This is a genomic window from Rhizobium sophorae (assembly GCF_013087515.1).
GTDB classification, from domain to species: Bacteria; Pseudomonadota; Alphaproteobacteria; order Rhizobiales; family Rhizobiaceae; genus Rhizobium; species Rhizobium sophorae.
Window position 1 is genome coordinate 22,099 of record NZ_JABFCN010000060.1, and the last position, 17,793, is coordinate 39,891.

A 17,793-nucleotide genomic window follows, 5' to 3' on the forward strand; every position below is an offset into this window, starting at 1 on the left:
TCTAGCGCTTCTCGTCAATGGAGAGCCGAGATCCGGCTTGACCGAGACGCTTTTCGATATGGCTCTGGAAGAAGTCCCAGAGTGTTGTGAGGAGGAGGTAATAAATCGCCGCGACCGCAAACAGTTCGAGCACCATGAACCGCTCCTGGATGAGAACCTGGGTCCGGCGAAGGAGTTCTTCGACCGAGATGACGGAGGTGACAGAGGTCGTTTTCAAGAGACCATTCACCGAATTGCCGAGAGGCGGAACGATAACTTTAAAGGCTTGCGGCATGACGATGTAGCGCATGATCTGACGCTCCGTCATGCCAAGCGCGCGCGCTGCCCTGGTCTGGCCTTCCGGCACGGCTTCGATACCGGCGCGAATGATCTCCGCGAGATAAGCCGCCTCGTTGAGAGCCAATCCGAGCAACGCCGCCTCTATGACGGTGAACTTGATGCCGAACAGTGGAAGCGCCGTGTAGATCGCAATCAACTGTACAAGAAGCGGCGTGCCGCGAAAAAGCCAGATATACGCCTTGGCAATGTAGTATGGCACCCGCCGCGACGATCGCCGCATCAATGCAAGGGCAAAACCAAGAATTAGCCCCGCAACCAACGAGACGACGGTGAGCCAGACGGTCGTGAACACCCCGCCAAGTATAAAGGGGTTGAACAGGTAACCGAAGAAGCCAGACCAGTTTCAAAGCGACATGAAGACGACCTTCTGCAAGAGGGCTGGCGCGACGTGGTCGCGCCCCGCCTCATCTCTAAACGATCTTTGAAATCAGTTCAGCGGCCGGGGCCTTTGACCGAATAGTCACCCGCGATCATCGGCAGACCGTATTTGTCAAAGAGCGCCTTCAGAGATCCATCCGCCTTCATGTCCTTCAACGTCGCAGACACGGCATCAGCCAAAGCCGGGCTTTTGAATGCGACAGAAACCGGAGCGGGGTAGAGGCCGCTGATTGCCCGTTTGAAGTCCCCGCGAGAATCGTACTCCTTGGCGACGGCGTCGATCGATACGACACCCTGGACCTGGCCTGCCCGCAGAGCCTGGAAGGCGAGGGCGAAATTATCGAACGTCTGGATGGTCAAGCCTTCTTTGCCCGCGTCACGCAGCTCCTTGTCGAGAAGGCGTGTCTTTGTTTCCTCGAAACCACCGATTTCGACACCGATCGTCATGCCGGCCAGATCATCTTTTGCGGCGACGTTTTTCTTCGAATCTGGTGCCACGGAGACGCTGATGGCCTGATCTTCATAGGGGATCATCTGCATGATCTTGGCGCGTTCCTCGGTGAAGAAGATGCCCGTATTGATCATGTCCCAGCGGCCAGCCTGCAGGCCCGGAACCATCGCGGAGAATTCGATGCGGACATATTCGGGTTCAAGGCAAAGGCGCTTGGCGATCTCTTTGCCGAGGTCGATGCGCATGCCCTTCAGATCGCCCGTGGAGTCGATGAACTGGAGCGGCGGAAGCGTTGGATTGGTCGACATGACGAGCGTGCCGGGCTTGATCAACTCGCCTGCCGCGACTTTGGGTTCGCAGGATTGAGCGAAGGCAAAAGACGCTGTGACCGACAGGAAGGACGCGGCAAGAACGCTGCGAGAGAAGTGTGAACGGAGCATGGAGAGCCTCTGGAGTTCGGTTCTTTATCGTTGGATCCCAACCCTGCATTCAAGTGGGATCCCACTTTTATACAAAAGTTCGCCGCAGATGCAAGTGCATTCTCAACTTATCGGATTCAGTAGTTCGCAAGGACGCCCTGACGGACGACTTCGAGATGATCGGTCATGGCGCGGCGAGCCGCCTCGGCATCGTTGGCCGCCAAGGCAAGCAGGATCGCTCGATGTTCCCGCACGCCCGGCTTTGCGCGCACGACAGGCAGCTGTCGCTCGAAGATCGTTGTGTAGCGTCGCATCTCCCCGATAGTGGTTGCCATAAAGGGGTTGCGGCTCTCGCTTGCGATATAGTTGTGAAGCGCATCGTCAAACGCCCAGACCACCTCTGGGTCAGGTTCGGGGTCGGCCTCGATCTCGTCAAGCATCCTTGTCAAAGGGTCCAGTTCAAGTCGCGAAACGTGGGGACTGGCGAGAGCGGCTGCAGTTGGTTCGAGCAGCATCCTCATGGTGAGGCTGTCAAGGTAGTCCTTGAGACTGATGACCCTGACCGAGAGAACGCCTTTTTCGTTTCTGACAAGTAGTCCCTCTCCTTCGAGACGTCCCAGCGCGTGGCGCATGGGAGAACGCGAAACGGCATGTTTCGTCGCCAGGCGACGTTGCTGGACGACCGATCCCCCCGCGAGCCTGGCTGATAAAATATCGGCCAGCAGGGAACGGTAGGTTTCGTCAGCAAGGCTGGAGTCGCCACCTTCATTCAGACCATCGTCCATCTGCACTCGTTCCAGTCCTTTTCCAAATCGGCTATCATATGTAACAAGTGATCGCGTAAGGAAAGCGCGTTGCCGCGTCGAGCGGCCAACGCCTTAAAGAACAAGGAAATGGCGAACGGTGACAGACGCTTTAGCGGCTCCGGGTCGGAAAATTGCGGAGAAAGGGCAGCATAATCTTGCATCGCTGACCTACAAGGCGGTGTCCGACATGATCCGGCATCGCCGGCTGAAAGGCGGGCATGTCATCGTTGAGGCAAGGCTTGCCGAGACACTTGGGATTTCGAGGACACCGCTGCGGGAAGCGCTGCAGAGGTTGGAGGGCGAAGGCCTGGTTCGCAAGGGCGATGGCCGAAGCTACGTCGTGCGACAGGTGGATATCGGCGAGTATCTTCAAAGTTTGAAATTGAGGTTGTTGATCGAACCTGAAGCGGCGGTATTGTCGATCAACGCCATTCCGCGGCGGCTTTTGATGAGCGTCCGGCAGGAAATCCATGACCTTTTGGATGCGACGGCGTATCACACAGACGCGCACTGGTTCTCGGACGACAATCTCCATAATATGATCATCGATCATTGCGGCAACGCCGTAATGGCCAAGGTACTGCGGGAGCTTCGGGCGACCACGCGTCTCTTCGAAATCGACCGCCTGAAAGATCGCCTGAAGCCGGACTCCACGGAACACCTCGTTATCATCGAGGCGATCGACCGGGGCGATGTCGAGGAAACTCGCCGAGCTGTCGCCCAACACATCGAAAGCCTAATCGCATTTACGCGAATGCATCTACAAGTCGCTGACCTTTAGTATTGCAGTTGCATTTTTGTGTGTCACGGCAAGACGGGTTGGATGCGGGGCGGAGGCGGCGGGCGATACCGGCCCGTGGTGGCAGCAGGCTATTCTGGGACGTGGTCATTGGGACGGCTGGTTTGTGCGACATCGTGTGTGTCCATGCCCTTGAGACATTGGCTGATCTTGCGGTCCCGGTGATCGACGGTGAGACGGACAAGCGAATGATCCGGTGAAGCATTCGCCCGTCGAACGGTTTTCTCAAGCAAGGCAAGGCATGCTGTGGGGCCGGCCGGCATATAGGTTCGGCGGGCAGTGTCACCAATTGCCAGGTCGGCGTGTTCGCATCATGGCCAGCGCTTTACTCACTTGAGGAAAGGGAGAATGATATCTCCAGTCCGGCGGTCTTTTGGTGAAGCTCGCTTAGTCGCAACGATCAGATCGCCGCACGTCCCATAGCGAGTTCCAAGGTTCAAAATGCAGCACTTCGACACAGATGCGCTCGCGACCTTTGTGGCAGTGGCCGACGCCGGTGGCTTTACTGCAGCAGGGATGAGGATCGGCAAGTCGCAAGCGGCCGTCAGTCTCATCATCGCCCGTTTTGAAGAACAGATCGGGCGGAAGCTGTTTGACCGGACAAGACGCGGCGTGCACCTGACTGAAACAGGCGAGATCCTGATTGGCTATGCCCGCCGTATCATTGCGATCGAGGACGAGGCGCTGGCAGCGCTCGATCCAGGCGCCATGCGCGGCTATGTCCGTCTTGGAATGCCGGACGACTACATCGAGCTGTTTGGCAAGCCTTTGATCGAAGAGTTTTCGCGCGCCAATCCCCGTATCCAAGTCGAGATCCAGTGCGACTTCTCCCGCTCCCTCGAGGCGATGGTCGAACACGGCACTATCAATCTCGCTATCATCACTCGTGCCCCGGATTCAATCGTTGGCGAATTGCTGCGTCGCGAGCCGCTGGTCTGGTGCGGACCTCCAGATGGGCAGATTGAACGACAGCGGCCCCTCCCTCTTGCATTGTTTCCAGAGAAGGATTGTCGAGCACGGCCCCATATCGTCCACGCTCTCACCCAGGCCGGCATCGGATGGCGAGCGGCATGGACATCCTCACATCTGCCGTCGATTCAGGCGGCGCTGGATGCGGGTGCCGCGGTTACAGCTTTGCCGGCCTCGGTTGTCGCTTCGCGACACCGCCGTCTGACCGCGGAAGACGACGGCCTGCCGTCGCTGAAACCGCTTGAGATCGCCCTTCTCGTTCCACATGGCGCGCGAGCCGCTGTTCGCACGGTCGCCAGCTTCGTCCGCTCGCATTTTCAGCAGCTTTGACACTATCACTGTCGCCGTGATCAGGGTCGCGATACGGCGAACGGCCCGTTGCAAGGCATATGGTTTTCAGGATCCCAAAACAGCAAACTGGTTAAGCCGCCATGTCTCTTGCGGCGTCTTCAAAAATACCGATCATCTCGTCGATAACGCCATCGGTGTGGGCATTGGAAAGATAGAGACGTCCGAAGGCAAACGGCATGATCAACAGCCCGCGACGGCGAAGCGCCTCGTGAAGTTTGAGGGTCATGACGGCATTTGCCCTGTCCAGCGTCTCTGCGTAGTTCGAGGGCGGGCTATCGGCAAACCAGATTGTAAACACAGAGCCCTCCCCAGAGGTTGTAACCGCCCTACCACAACTGGCAAAAGCCAAATTTATGCCATGCCTTAAGCGCTCGCCGCGCGCCAGCAAGGCGGCGTAGTCGAGGTCTCTCAGAACCTGAAACGTTGCGGTGACGGCGGCTGTGGCCACAGGATTGCCGCTGTAAGTCCCGGCGCGGTTGACTGTGCCCTCTTCTGCAAGCGCCATGAGGTCGGGTCGACCGACGACAGCGGCCACTGCGACGCCACTGCCGATGGCCTTGCCGACGGTGGCCAGATCTGCTTCCACCTCCATGCTATGCCCCGTCAGCCCGAATCGCGTGCGAAATCCCATCAGCACTTCGTCGAGAATGACAAGCGCGCCATGGCGCCGCGCCGTCGCTTCCACATGCGCAAGATAGCCGGGCGCTGCCGGGATGCATCCCGCATTGGCCAGCATCGGTTCCAGTATAATGGCAGCGATGCCACTGTTTTCCGCGAAAAGTTGATCGACGTCATCGAAGTCGTTGAAGCGCAGCAGCGTGGTTCGCTCGTGCACCGGCCGCGCGTTTGTGAGCATTGCCGCATCGGCGGATCCCGCCTGGCCGAGCGTGACGTCGTCATACCAGCCGTCATAGCCCGCAGCCATTTTTGCGATATAGGAGCGCCCCGTGGCAGCGCGAGCGAGCCGGCAAGCGAGATGAACAGCCTCGCTACCGGTATTGGTAAAGATCGCCCGCGACAAATGCTGCGTCGCAGCGGTCAGCACACTGGCAGCTTCCTCCTCTCCATCATGGGCAAAGGCCGGCATAGGCCCATTGCGCAGGGCGGCAGTGACTGCCTCCACAACCAGCGGATTCGCATGGCCGATCACCGTCGCCCCAAATCCGAGCGCCGTATCGATATACTGGCGCTGTCTGTCGTCCCAGATATAGGCACCTTGGGACCGTCGGGCGACAAAGGGTTTGCCGTCCATGGGTGGCAAGGCCCGCCCGGCGCTGGAGATTCCCCCAACCAGATGTGTCGTCATCGTATTTGTCCATTCGTTGCGGCCACGGACGGTTGCTAGAACCCGAAGTAACGCGGAAGCCATTCCGTCGTCTCCGGAATGAAGGCGACGAGCAGGAGGCAGATGTTGCTGGTAATGAAGAACGGGATAAGCCTGCGCGTAACCGCGTTCACCCCGACCTTGGCGACGTTGCAGACGACGAAGATGTTGGTGCCCACCGGCGGCGTGAACAATCCAATACCCAACGCCATCGTGAAAATCAGACCAAGTTGATATGGCTGAAGCCCTGCTTCGACGCCGATCGGATGAACGATCGGTGCGAGAATAATCAGCGAAGGCCCAAGGTCCGCCCAGGTGCCGACGAAGGTCAAAAGCGCCAGGATGAGCAGGATCGTGATGGTCGGACCGGCTCCCCAAGCATGAAGGAGCCCGGCGGTCCATTGCGGAATCTGCTCGACGGTCAGTATCCAGGAAAATGGAACGGAAACAGCCATGATGATCATAATTGCGCCGGTCATGCGCACCGTCTCCACCCCGATCTTCCAAAGGCCGGCCAAGGTAATTTCGCGGTAGAGGACACCTCCGACCAGAAGAGCCCAGACCACTGCCACGAAGGCAGCCTCCGTCGTTGTCGCAAGCCCGCTGAGCATGGAACTGAGGACCGCAATCGGCATCATCAATGCAGGGAGTGCTCGCAAAAGGTGCTTGCTGAAGCTTGTTGCGGTCGGTCGGGTCTCTGACTTTGGAAAGTTCTCCTTCACCCCGACCCACCAGGCCGTGAGCATGAATGTGACCGCCAACATAAGGCCCGGAATAATGCCTGCTGCAAACAGCCCACCAATCGACGTATCCGTTATGACCCCGTACATGATCATCACAACGCTCGGCGGCAGGATGATACCCAGCGTACCGGCCGCGGCGGTGACCGCAGCTGAGAAATCCCGGGGATAGCCTCGCTCTGCCATCGCCGGGATCATGATGGCGCCGACAGCACCCGTATCGGCCGTGGCCGATCCGGTGATACCGCCATAGATCATGCAGGTCGCGACATTGACGACGCCCAGTCCACCCCTCACCCATCCGAACATGTCGTTGGCAAGGTCGATGATCCGGCGCGTCAGGCCACCCTCGTTCATGATGCCGCCGGCGACGAGAAACAGCGGGATGGACGCCAATGAAATGGAATCGGCTCCCATATAGACCTGTTGCGCAAACCAGGAGGGTGGGAGCGGAACCAGACCGAAATAAATGACGACAAGGGTAGAAAACGCGATCGACCATGCGACCGGCACGCCAGTGTAGAGCGTGATGGCGAAGACGCCGAAGAGAACCAGAAGCGTCATTAGCCACGCTCCCGGAATGCCGAAACGATGCGAGCAATGGCGATGACGGCGAGAGTGGCGCCCATGAAGACGATGATGCTCTGAACGGTCCAACTCGGCGCGCGCATGACGGGCGTGGGAACAAATGCCGTGCGCGCAAGCATGGCCTTGCCGCTCCACAGAAAGGCGGCAGCAACGGTGAGCAGGATGAGATTGTGATAGATGCGAAACCAGCGGTTCCGACCACTGGTGGACGTGTTGCCGTCGATGGAAACGTTTTCGCCGGCAACTTCCGACAGAACAGCGCCGATCGCGGTCGTCCACAAGAACAGGATGCCGACCATTTCAAATGACCAAGTGATTCCGGAAAGACCGAGATAGCGGCCCACGGCACCAAGCCCGGTAGAAAGGATTAGGGCGACGACAACGAGGACACCAACGATCGTCATTACGAAGACCGCTGAAGAAGCCAGGCGTTTCATGGAGGTTTCCATCAAGGGAGGACGTGGCTGCACGGGCAACGAATGCGGCAAGAACACGTCGGAGGACCGATCGTATCCTCGCCGCAGGCACTGCCTATTTTCCGGCTGCCGAGCGCACGGACGACACCAGATCGTCGCCCCATTCCGCCCCGAATTTGGCGTAAACAGGATCAACCATGGCACGGAACGGTGTCGTGTCCACAGTTGTGACCGTAACGCCCTTCGACTTGAGGTCCTCAATGACCTGGGCATAGACCTCGTCGAGTTTTCCGCGGTACCAGATCGTCGTCTCTTCCACTGCCTTGGTCACCGCAGCCTGGTTTTCCGGGCTCAGAGCGTCGAAGCGCTCCTTGTTCATGAACCAGTAATTTGGCGTCCAGATATAGTTGGAGACAGACAGGAACTTCGCGCTTTCGTACCATTTCTGATCCGCGAAGTCGCGTATCTCCGGCTCCACGCCGTCGACCACATGCGATTGCAGCGAGGTATAGACTTCCCCGAAAGGAATCGATTGCGGCAGGGCGCCCAGTTGTTCGATGGTTGCGAGAATGACGGGGTTCGGCGGCGTCCGCAGCTTCAGACCCTTGATATCCTCCGGTGTAGCGATTGATTTGCTGACGGTTGCAAATTGACGGAAACCGGAATCAAGCGCTCCCAGCATCTTGAAGCCGTTGTCGGCACCCGTGTCGAAGACCTTCTTCCCGACTGGTCCGTCGAGAAAGGTGTGCGCTGCGTTTGCATCGGAAAACAAGAACGGCAAGGTGACGACGTTGAGTTTCGGATCGATCGCATCCGCAACGCCTCCTAGGCCGATATCGATGGAGCCGGAGCCGACACCATCGGCGATCGGTCCCTCATCGCCCAACTGACCATCTGGAAAAATCTGGACGGTAAGGCCGCCCTTGGTTTCGCCGGCGAGCTTGTCGGCGAACATGACAACAGCCTCCTGAATGAGGCTCTTCGAGCTTGACGCGTGGGCTAGCCGAAGAGTTTCGGCATTCGCTGGGCCGGTGCAAAGCAACAGGATGCCGGCGATGGTGGACATGGAAAGGCGACCGGCGTGAGCCCGCATGATATTGAATTCTAACATGTTACCCTCTTTGTCATTGTTATGACCAAGAGTATGTGCGGCCTCTCTCAGGGGTTCAATCGGTAAAGCACCGTCTTCGATCAGGAAGCGTTATGTTACTATATCAGATCGTTATGCTGCGCCGCTTGTCACGCAACTGTCCCAAATTAACCCATTAATTAGCATTCACTTGCATGCGCGGACCACGATGCTACCGTCGCCGACATCGTGGGGGATCGCGTATGACGATTGAAGAGCTGATCGATCTACAGGAAGCTGGCTCAAGGGCGCGGGTGCTCGGCCTGAAGGCTCACGAAAACCCATACCTCGCCGCCCATAGGATGCCGACTGGTGATACCAGCGCTCTCGGGGATTGGCTTGCGCGTCACGACGCGTGGAAATTCGGTTGGGAAGCGGAGGACGCTAGCCGCGAAGGTAGGATTGTTACGCACTTCAAGGAGCTGATCTCGATTGCCAAACGAGGTGCGCTCGATGCCTAACTTTATTGATGGTGGTTCGCTATGACGAGTTAGGTTTTCTTGCGGATCGGCAGCTCTTTCACCATCGGATTGCAGCGTTCAGGCCTTTTCGAAGAGCGGCGAGATGACCATTTCCGGCACCAGCACCAGGCCCTTGTCGGTTATCCGGATTTCAGGGATGACTGATAGCGGGATAAGGTTGAAGCCCATATAGGCGATGGTGCAGCCCGCCCTTTCCCATTCGAGCTTCAAGGCCTTTACCTCGTCGGCGACCTGGTGCACGCGCTTGTCGGACAAAAGCCCGGCGATCGGCAGCGGCACCATGGCCGTCACCTTGCCGTCCATGACGACACAGACGCCACCCTGCTTTTCTTCGATCACGTCGAGCGCCATCTGCATGTCCGCGGCATTGGTGCCGGCGACGATGATGTTGTGGCTGTCGTGGCCGACCGAGGATGCGACTGCGCCTTGTCTGAGCCCGAAGCCGTTGAGCAGTCCGTGAGCGACATTGCCGGCAGACTTGCCGTGACGTTCCACCACCGTCACGAAGCAGAGGTCGTGCTTGTCGAAATGGGCTTGCCAGTCATTGGCCGGTTCCAGCGTGACGGTGACATGGCCGAGGGTAATGCCAGGCAGCTCCGTCCTGATCGTATGAGCGACGACCGTCTCCGTCGGCAGGTCCGGTGTCAGCTTGAGATTTTTTGGCAGCTTGACCGTGTGATAGGCGGCATCCGGATAGCGGTACGGTTTCGACAGGGCTTCGTCGAGGATCGGCATGATCTTCTTGCTGTCGACGACGAGCTCGCCGCCATACCAGGTACTGACCGGCGTAAGGTCGTCGCTGAGAAGCACCAGGTCGGCGCGCCGTCCGCCGCCCAGACCGCCGATTTCGCCTTCCATGCCGAACCGCGTCGCGCCGTGCAGCGAACCCATCGCCCAGGCCTGTTCCGGCCTCATGCCGTATTTCACGGCTTCGCGCGTTACCCAGTCCAGGCCGAAGGCAAGCAGATCTTCGGCATCACGGTCGTCGGTGCAGACGGCGACGCGCTTGTGGGAAGCGCCGAGCTCGGTGATCGTCTCGATCGCCTGCGGCAGCGAATGCCAGGGTGTCGTCGGCGGGCCGCCGCGCAGGAAGATCCACACGCCGGCTTCCAGCAGGTCGTCGGCAATGTCGCGGTCGATGGCTTCATGCGTGTCGGTAACGCCGGATGCGGCATAGGCGGCAACGAACTCCCGTCCGTAAACATGGCCCGACACCGGCTTGCCGCGCCCGAGTGCTGCAGCCAGGATCGCATGGCTGCGCTCGTCGCCCATCGCAACGGGGACAAAGTCCATTTTCTCACCGAGAGCCACGGCTTCCGGCCATTTGTCGAACAGGGCAGCGATCTTGTCCGGCGTCAGGTCGCCGCCGGCTGTTTCCATATCCGGCGTCGTCGCCGGCACGGTGCTCGGCACGGTCAGGAAGATCGACAGCGGCGCCTGCCGTGCGTCCTCGAGCATGGCCTCGACGCCAGCGACGTCCATGACATTGCCGATCTCGTGGCTGTCGCAGAAGATCGTCGTCGTGCCGTTGAGGAGCGCCGCTTCGGCATAGGCGCAGGCCGTCACCATCGAGGATTCGATATGGATATGCGGATCGACCAGACCTGGCGCGATGATGCCGCCCTTGGCGTCGTAGAGCTTGGCGCACCCGCTCCTGTAGCTGCCGGCCGGCTTCACGGCTGCAATGCGGCCCCCCGAAATCCAGACTTCACGTCCGTCGAGAAAGCGCTCCGAATAGGTGGACAAAACGCGTGCGCCCTGGATGACCAGGTCGGGTTCGCGACGAGCGGAGGCGACATCGGCAAGTCGGCGGGTCATGGTCGAGAGCGGCTGAACGGAGAAGCGGGTAAGCGTGCTCATGAAAACCTCATTTCCAGGGCTCGGGGAGGACAGGCAAGATTGTAAGGAACGCCGTCAGGGGTGGGAAGCACGAATAGTCGTTGTCTCTGGCGCAGGTCCAGGACTAGTGGAGCAGGGCGACAGGCGCGTTCCGATCATTCGCGATTGCCGGACCCAAAGACGTCAGCCGGCGATCGAGGCGGCTTCATACACCATCGTCGCGGCGGCAAGATCAGCCAATGCCGTTCCGACTGCTTTATAGAGAGTGATCTCACCGTTGGACGCCCGCGCTGGAACATCCCGGCGACACAGCTCGTCAAGTGTCGCGCGCACCGCATCCGCAGCAATGACGCCGGCTCTGATCGGCTGAACCAGATCGCCGGCTTCGTGAAGGGCTTCGTGCGTGTCGATATAGACAGACGAGCGCCGAAGCGCCTCGTCATCGGCCTCGCGCATCGCCGGGGTGAAGCCGCCGATCAGATCGACATGGGTGCCTGGCCGCAGCCATTCGCCCCGAATGAGCGGTGCGGTCGCCAGCGTCGCCGCGCTGACGATATCGGCTTGCCGCGCCGCGGCTTCCAGATCCGTGACGGCAGTGGCCTGGAGCCCACGTTGCCGGAGGCTCTGCGCCAGCCGTTCCGCACTGGCGGGATCGATATCCCAGATATCGACATCGGCGATCGCCCGGACGGCGCGGTAGGCATCGGGTATGAGGCTTGCGACGCGGCCTGCGCCGATCACCAGCAGACGGCGTGCATCTTTTCGAGCAAGATAATCCGCAGCAAGGGCCGATGCCGCTACCGTACGGCGCGCCGTGATCGTGTTTCCGTCAAGGAGCGCAAGCTGCATCCCGGTCCGGCCATCATAGAGCATGTAAGTCGAGGTCAAACCGGGAATGCCGCGCAGCGTGTTGCCGGGAAAGACGGTAACGATCTTGATACCAAGGTAGCGCTCCGACCGGTGCGTTTCATGCCAGGCGGGCATTAGAAGCAGCGTCGCATCCGGCTCGCCGCTATTGGCTATCGTGTGGTGATGCCGTACCGGCACAACGCAGCCTTCGGCAAATGCTTGCCGCAGGGTCGCGACCAGCGGGCCGAAAGGGAGGAGCTCGCCCGTTGTCCGGGCATCCAGAATACGGATTTGTGTGTCGGTCATTGAAGCGATCTCCCAGTAAGTTCTGACTGCTGGATAGGGCGAATTCTGTGTGATTGAACGAGAGCCGCGTCGCCGCTGCGCGGCGCACCAGCTTTTCAACCGGCATCGGCCCTTTTTGGACGCTTCGTTGTGATCGGAATGCGGAGTGAGCACCGCTCAGCCAAACGCCGCTTTCTTCTCCAGAAATCTGGCGTATTGCGTCAGCGGATAGCACAGGGCGAAGAAGATCACTGCGACGAGACCGTAGACCTTGAAAGGTTCGAAGGTCGCGTTGTTGATGGCGTTCGCGGTTTTCAGCAGTTCGTCGAAGCCGAGGATCGAGGCCAGTGCGGTGCTCTTGATCAACTGGACCAAGAACCCGACGGTCGGCGCGCGCGTGATCCGGAAAGCCTGCGGCAAGATGACAAGACGAAGTTCGAGGAGACGATGCAAGCCCAGGCTGGCTGCGGCGTCCCATTGCCCGCGCGGCACAGCCTCGACGCCGCTCCGCCAGATTTCGGCAAGATAAGCGCTGGCGTAGAACGTCAGGCCGCAGACGGCGGCGGTCCATGACTCGATCCGGAAGCCGAGCATCGGCAGGCCGAAGAACATCAAAAAGAGCTGCATGAGGAGCGGCGTTCCCTGAAACAGGGCAATGTAGCCGGACGCGAAGCTGCGCGGCCAGCGTGTTTTCGATATCCGCGCAGACAGGATCGCCAGGCCAACGATGGCGCCGCCGGCAAAGGCTGCGAGCGAGAGCAGCAGGGTCCAGCGTGTCGCGAAGACAAGATTGCGCAGAATGTCCCAGAAGGTGAACTCAATCATGCCAGACCGGCTCCCAGAAAACGGCGCTTCCCGGCGAAAAGGAGCCGGCGAAGTGCGGCGGACATCGAAAGATAGATCAACGTCGCCACCAGATAGGTCTCGAAGGAGCGGAAGGTGCGCGACTGAAGCAGATCGGCCTCCTGCGCCAGCTCGCGGACGGATATTTGCGAAACCACCGCCGATTCCAGCATCATGATGATGATCTGGCTCGTCAGCGCCGGAAAAATGATGGCGATCGCCTGCGGCAGGATGATCTTGAAGAACACCAGCCGGGGCCTGAGGCCGAGTGCCTGCGCCGCTTCCTTCTGGCCTCTCGGTATGGCATCGAGCCCGGCTCCGACCACCTCGATCGTGTAGGCCGCCATGTTGAGGGTCATGGCAAAGACGGCGGCAGTGATCGGATCGAGGCGAATGCCGAGGCTAGGCAAGCCAAAGAAGATGAAGAACAGCTGCACCAGGAATGGCGTGTTGCGCATGATTTCCACATACAGGCCGACGGCCTTGCGCAACCATGGATAAGGTCCCCGGCGCGCAGCCGCGCCGAGAATGCTGAGAACGATCCCGAGGACCGATGTGGAGACCGTCAGTGCAAGCGTCGTGCCTGCGCCATAAGCCAGAGCTCCCATTCCGTCCCAAAGCCAATTGAAATCGAGGCTGTATCTCATCGCTTGTCCTTTGGAGCCGGATGATCCGGGCCGGGTCGGTCCGAAATCCCGATCCGCCTCTCAACCAAAGAATTGAAGCATGATGCCATCGCAATCGCTTGCAGCTTTCGGCATCATGCTCTGGTGAGTGGGAGGCGGTGCTCGTCAGTCCTTCAGGTTTTCAGGGTTGAGCGGCGCTTTCAGCCAGCTCTTCGAGCTTGCGTCGAGCGAACCATCGGCGATCATTGCGGCGACGCTGTCATTGACAGCCTTCTTCAGGCCTTCCTCGCCCTTGCGGAGCGCGATGTGCGAGGGGGAACTGAGGAGCTGGAACTTCTGCTCCGGCTTCAGCTCGTCCTGTCGTGCCAGAACCTGCGCACCGACATCGTTGCCGACGACCATCAACTGGGTCTGGCCGGATATGAAGGCCTGGATGACCGAATTATAGTTCTCGAAACGCTGGATCGCAGCCGAGCCCGGGGCGACGGCCGTCAGCGACGTGTCTTCGAGCGTCCCACGATTGACGGCAACGGTCTTGTCGGCGAGGTCTTCCTTGCCGCTCACCTTCAGCGCAGCCGGACCGATGACGGCGATATAGTAGGGGGCGTACGCGGCGGCAAAGTCGATAACCTCGGCACGCTCCTTCGAATAGCCGACGCTCATCAGCAGGTCGACACGGTCGTCGTTCAGGTAGGCGATCCTGTTCTGGCCAGTAACACTGACGAGATTGAGTTTCACGCCGAGCCCGTCGGCGATCTTCTGGGCGACGTCGACGTCATAGCCCTTGATGCTCATATCGGCGCTTGCCGAAGAGAAGGGCGGGAAATCGGAGAAGATGCCGATGTTGATCTCGCCTGCGGCTTTGATATCGGCAAGCTCGTCGGCCTGCGCGGCCCCTGCCAGGATGCCGAACACGGCAATTGCCGCGGTGGCAGTGTAGCGCAATTTCATAAGAGCAGTCATGTCGTTCCCCTTTTGAGATGTGTTGTGCGACAGGTGATGGATGGCAGCGGGCACGAGGCACGCTGCCGGTGTGGAGCTGGTTCTCAGGTCAGCTTTGTCCTGACCGCGGGACTGAACATCGCGAGGCACAGGAGTTCGAACAGGACCTGGGCGGCGATCTGCGCGGTGTTGGTGGTGTTGTCGTATTGCGGCGCGATTTCCACGACGTCGCCACCGATGAGGTTGATGCCCTTGAAGCCGCGCAGCAGGGTCAGGGCTTCCCTCGGCTGAAGCCCGCCGACTTCCGGCGTGCCGGTTCCCGGAGCGAAGGCCGGATCGAGGCTGTCCACGTCGAAACTGAGATAGGTCGGACTGGCGCCGACAACCTCCAGAGCCTTTGCGATCACGGCCTTGAGGCCCATCTCCGCCACCTCTTCCGCGTGGATGACGGTCATGCCGGAGGCAAAGGAGAACTCCCAGAGATATTCGCCGCCGCCGCGAATGCCGATCTGAATCGTACGCTTCGGATCGAGCACACCCGCCAGAACCGCCTCGCGGAAGGGCGCGCCGTGATGGAACTTAGAGCCCTCATAGGGACCGGCGGTGTCGCAATGAGCGTCGATGTGGATCATGCCTACGGGCTGGCCGGCCGCCAGGCCCTTGAGAATGGCGCCGGAGATCGAATGGTCGCCGCCGACCGACAGCGGGATAACCCCGGTTGCCGCGATCATCCGGTAGCAGGCCTCGATGTCGGCATGGCACTCGGCCAGGCCGAACCGGCTGCGCATCGGCACGTCGCCGACATCGGCGACCTTTAGCCCTCCCATCGGCGCGACACGCAGAACATGTTCGTAGGGACCGATACGCTCGACCGCCCGGACGGCCCGCGGCCCCAGCCGCGCGCCGGCGCGATTGGTGACGCCGAGATCCATCGGCACGCCGATCAACGCCACGTCAAGCGCCTCGAGCACCTCGGGCCGCAAACCGTTCTCGATGAAACGGGCATCTAGAAAGGTCCCAGGATCGGCGAAGGGCCATTTGCGGCTGTCGCCGTCCTTGAAAACGCTCGCCGCCACGGCGCGGAAGTGCGGATCTTCCATCTCCCCGCCTGCAGCGCTGCCGAAGCGCTTTCTCAAGTCTTCCAGAAAATCCCGGTCAATGGTCAAGGCAGGCTCCCTCGGTCTTGATGCTGCCATCATCATCAGCGCCGCAAGCTTCTCTTGGAACCGCGAAAATTCGAGAGGGGATATAACGATTCTTGATAGCTCGGATCCGCCGAGGCTCCGCGATGCGGGTTGTGTGTTTATCGATATGTTCAGAAAACTTTATAACCCGGCGAGAATTTTCCCACTACCGCGGTTGGTAACCTCCAAGCAGTCTGCCGACGTCGTGACACTCGGTGCCTTCAGACATGTCGTTCTAGAGCTCGTCAGTGGCGACCGCATAACCCGAACCGCCCAGACATAGCCTTCGCTCGCGGGCAGGGGATCAGCGTTTCCATTCCGCCCGAGGCATGCGTTCTCTTCGCGCGATAAGCTGGCATTGATGGGGCCGCAGCCTGCACTGCGCCCGGGGGCTAAGGGTCACCAGTTGCCGGAAGGACATGGTTCGTCCAATATCCACTTACGGGCAGAGAGGCCCTCGGCTCTCGAGCGCCAAAAAGTATGGAATGCGGCTTCTGATGCTTGATCTTGATTCCTATCTGCTTCGTGCATTTCTGACCGTCGCGGGAATCGGCACAGTCAATGGAGCAGCCGTCAAGCTGAACAGAACACAGGCGGCCGTGAGCATGCAGATCCGCAAGCTGGAGGAGCTTGTCGGCGTTACGCTGTTTTCGCGTTCGTCAAAAGGCCTCGAGCTGACGAGCCATGGGCAGATCATGCTGGCTTATGCCCGCGAAATGGTCGCCCTCAGCGACGAGGTCGGGAAAAGGCTGACAGGCAAGATGATCGAGGACCGCATTCGCCTCGGCGTCGTTGAGGACTTCGCAGCCGGCCACCTGATCGACATTCTTAGTGACTTCCGAGCCCAAAACCCGAAGGTCGAGATCGACATCATCGTCGAGCCGAATCGCCGCCTCGCCAGCCTGTTTGAAGACAGGAAGCTGGATCTCGTGGTTTGCGACATCACCTGCCTCTCGCGAAAACCGACCCTGATCTGGACCGAATATTTGATGTGGACGGTCAGATCCGACTTCGTGGTGGATGCCGAAAAACCGCTTCCCATCATCATGTTCGAGGAGGAGTGTCCCTGGACGCTTCCGACGATTGCGGCTCTGTCCCAGCGGAACATCAAGTGGAAGACGGCGTGCGTCGCATCGACGCTGGTCGCCATGGCGACCGCGGTTCGCGTCGGTATCGGTATCGCACCAATGATGCTCACGACGAAACCGGAGGGCTGCCGGACACTTGACCGATCGGCGGATCTGCCCGGTCCGGTGCGCATCGAGATCGGTCTGTATGCTCAACCCGAGACGGCCGAAGGCGCGCGCTATCTTGTGGACTTCATTTCGCGGCATACGGCCATATTGTCCAGCTAGAGCATGATGCCGAAAAGTGTGATCGGTTTTCGGACGACATCATGCTCCAACTCTTTAATGTAGAACAGGATTCAGACTTGGGCCGACCGGACCTAAAATCTGAATCCTGTTCTAGGAGCGTTCAGCTTCCATTATATCAGGTCAATTTAATTCCCTCTACCGAAGTGGCGAGCGAAGCCCCACAGTGATCGGATGAAGGGTCGACGGCCCAATCTCAAGCATTGATGGAAGTCTGCGAATACGATGATGGGGCAAGCCAAAGTTGACGAAACTCTCCTTGCGGATGCCGCCTATCTGCCCGGCCAGGTCGCAAACCTGACGAGGGGAGCGAGCGTGACGGCGCAGACCAACGAAATACTGGAGCGCATCAATGACATGCTGCTGCGCGAGGGTACCGACAAGTCAGAAATCATTCTCGCCAACATCTGGCTCAGGGATCTTGCCTCATTCGAGGAAATGAACAGAGCCTGGGATGCTTGGATGCCGGATAGCGGAACGCCACGGCGGGCGACGTTTGAGGACAAGAATCTCCCGCCGATGTGCGCCATCCGTATTGACGTAGCCGCGTCGCGAAAGAGTGGGGCCGGGCACATTTGAGCCGCCTGTGTTCGTCATCGTGCCCTAGGAGCTGTGGACACTTATCTGAGCCATAGGATTGTTGCGGCCAAAGCGAGCATGG

The 17,793-nt window shown here is 59.6% G+C and carries 18 protein-coding genes and 2 pseudogenes; 7 read left to right on the top strand and 13 right to left on the bottom strand.

From position 1 onward, the window contains the following. Position 1: 1 nt before the first annotated feature. The 3 genes from G9X64_RS31500 to G9X64_RS31510 all read right to left on the bottom strand — a co-directional run bounded on the left by G9X64_RS31500 (position 2) and on the right by G9X64_RS31510 (position 2,378). Entirely contained in the window at positions 2–658 is a 657-nt protein-coding gene (locus G9X64_RS31500) for an amino acid ABC transporter permease (protein WP_171378136.1), read from the bottom strand. Positions 659–771: 113 nt separating this feature from the next. Then, complete coding sequence (locus G9X64_RS31505; RefSeq protein WP_171378126.1) at positions 772–1,608, bottom strand: ABC transporter substrate-binding protein; 837 nt, start codon at positions 1,606–1,608, stop codon at positions 772–774. Between the two features lie 116 nt (positions 1,609–1,724). Next, entirely contained in the window at positions 1,725–2,378 is a 654-nt protein-coding gene (locus G9X64_RS31510) for a GntR family transcriptional regulator (RefSeq protein ID WP_171378127.1), read from the bottom strand. Positions 2,379–2,490: 112 nt separating this feature from the next. Between G9X64_RS31510 and G9X64_RS31515 the strand changes: the two genes are divergently transcribed. From G9X64_RS31515 to G9X64_RS31525, 3 genes and pseudogenes are all read left to right on the top strand, one after another. Beyond that, positions 2,491–3,174, top strand: a complete 684-nt coding sequence (locus tag G9X64_RS31515; RefSeq protein WP_171378128.1) for a GntR family transcriptional regulator — start codon at positions 2,491–2,493, stop codon at positions 3,172–3,174. Between the two features lie 30 nt (positions 3,175–3,204). Then, positions 3,205–3,509, top strand: a pseudogene (locus G9X64_RS36850) (hypothetical protein); the annotation flags it as partial. Between the two features lie 124 nt (positions 3,510–3,633). Then, positions 3,634–4,491: a LysR substrate-binding domain-containing protein gene (locus G9X64_RS31525; RefSeq protein ID WP_138331800.1), complete on the top strand. Its 858-nt coding sequence runs from the start codon at positions 3,634–3,636 to the stop codon at positions 4,489–4,491. 91 nt (positions 4,492–4,582) lie between these two features. Here the strand turns inward: G9X64_RS31525 and G9X64_RS31530 are convergent, their stop codons facing one another. From G9X64_RS31530 to G9X64_RS31545, 4 genes are all read right to left on the bottom strand, one after another. After that, positions 4,583–5,881 (bottom strand): aspartate aminotransferase family protein, encoded by a 1,299-nt coding sequence (locus tag G9X64_RS31530; RefSeq protein WP_171378129.1) that lies wholly within the window; start codon positions 5,879–5,881, stop codon positions 4,583–4,585. Continuing rightward, positions 5,854–7,140: a TRAP transporter large permease gene (locus G9X64_RS31535; protein ID WP_171378130.1), complete on the bottom strand. Its 1,287-nt coding sequence runs from the start codon at positions 7,138–7,140 to the stop codon at positions 5,854–5,856. Before G9X64_RS31535 ends, G9X64_RS31530 begins: the two co-directional genes overlap by 28 nt. After that, on the bottom strand, positions 7,140–7,601 hold the full coding sequence (locus tag G9X64_RS31540; protein WP_171378131.1) for a TRAP transporter small permease: 462 nt from the start codon (positions 7,599–7,601) through the stop codon (positions 7,140–7,142). The genes G9X64_RS31535 and G9X64_RS31540 overlap by 1 nt, the downstream gene beginning before the upstream one ends. A 94-nt stretch (positions 7,602–7,695) precedes the next feature. Continuing rightward, positions 7,696–8,691, bottom strand: coding sequence for a TRAP transporter substrate-binding protein (locus G9X64_RS31545; RefSeq protein WP_171378132.1), 996 nt, complete (start codon positions 8,689–8,691; stop codon positions 7,696–7,698). Positions 8,692–8,912: 221 nt separating this feature from the next. On the opposite strand from G9X64_RS31545, the gene G9X64_RS31550 reads away from it, so the two are divergent. After that, positions 8,913–9,170, top strand: a complete 258-nt coding sequence (locus tag G9X64_RS31550) for a CrpP-related protein (RefSeq protein ID WP_025396307.1) — start codon at positions 8,913–8,915, stop codon at positions 9,168–9,170. Between the two features lie 78 nt (positions 9,171–9,248). Here the strand turns inward: G9X64_RS31550 and G9X64_RS31555 are convergent, their stop codons facing one another. The 6 genes from G9X64_RS31555 to speB form a co-directional block, all read right to left on the bottom strand. Beyond that, the gene (locus G9X64_RS31555) at positions 9,249–11,051 is read right to left on the bottom strand and encodes an adenine deaminase (protein WP_171378133.1); all 1,803 of its coding nucleotides are present in this window, start codon (positions 11,049–11,051) and stop codon (positions 9,249–9,251) included. A gap of 162 nt (positions 11,052–11,213) precedes the next feature. Beyond that, positions 11,214–12,185: a bifunctional Delta(1)-pyrroline-2-carboxylate/Delta(1)-piperideine-2-carboxylate reductase gene (gene lhpI / locus G9X64_RS31560; protein ID WP_168314808.1), complete on the bottom strand. Its 972-nt coding sequence runs from the start codon at positions 12,183–12,185 to the stop codon at positions 11,214–11,216. Positions 12,186–12,341: 156 nt separating this feature from the next. After that, the gene (locus tag G9X64_RS31565; protein WP_017989676.1) at positions 12,342–12,989 is read right to left on the bottom strand and encodes an amino acid ABC transporter permease; all 648 of its coding nucleotides are present in this window, start codon (positions 12,987–12,989) and stop codon (positions 12,342–12,344) included. Beyond that, positions 12,986–13,654, bottom strand: coding sequence for an amino acid ABC transporter permease (locus tag G9X64_RS31570; protein WP_168310258.1), 669 nt, complete (start codon positions 13,652–13,654; stop codon positions 12,986–12,988). The genes G9X64_RS31565 and G9X64_RS31570 overlap by 4 nt, the downstream gene beginning before the upstream one ends. 144 nt (positions 13,655–13,798) lie before the next feature. Continuing rightward, positions 13,799–14,596, bottom strand: a complete 798-nt coding sequence (locus tag G9X64_RS31575) for a transporter substrate-binding domain-containing protein (RefSeq protein ID WP_129421968.1) — start codon at positions 14,594–14,596, stop codon at positions 13,799–13,801. A gap of 83 nt (positions 14,597–14,679) precedes the next feature. Beyond that, positions 14,680–15,741 carry an agmatinase gene (gene speB / locus G9X64_RS31580; protein WP_171378134.1) on the bottom strand — a complete coding sequence of 354 codons (1,062 nt, stop codon included), beginning with the start codon at positions 15,739–15,741 and terminating at the stop codon, positions 14,680–14,682. Between the two features lie 214 nt (positions 15,742–15,955). Between speB and G9X64_RS36855 the strand changes: the two are divergent. The 3 genes and pseudogenes from G9X64_RS36855 to G9X64_RS31590 all read left to right on the top strand — a co-directional run. Continuing rightward, a pseudogene (locus tag G9X64_RS36855) lies at positions 15,956–16,110 on the top strand (TOBE domain-containing protein); the annotation flags it as partial. Between the two features lie 134 nt (positions 16,111–16,244). After that, a complete protein-coding gene (locus tag G9X64_RS31585) occupies positions 16,245–17,114 on the top strand; it encodes a LysR substrate-binding domain-containing protein (RefSeq protein WP_171378135.1) in 870 nt (289 codons plus the stop codon). A gap of 243 nt (positions 17,115–17,357) precedes the next feature. Beyond that, complete coding sequence (locus G9X64_RS31590) at positions 17,358–17,711, top strand: RidA family protein (protein WP_168314803.1); 354 nt, start codon at positions 17,358–17,360, stop codon at positions 17,709–17,711. Positions 17,712–17,793 lie beyond the last annotated feature (82 nt).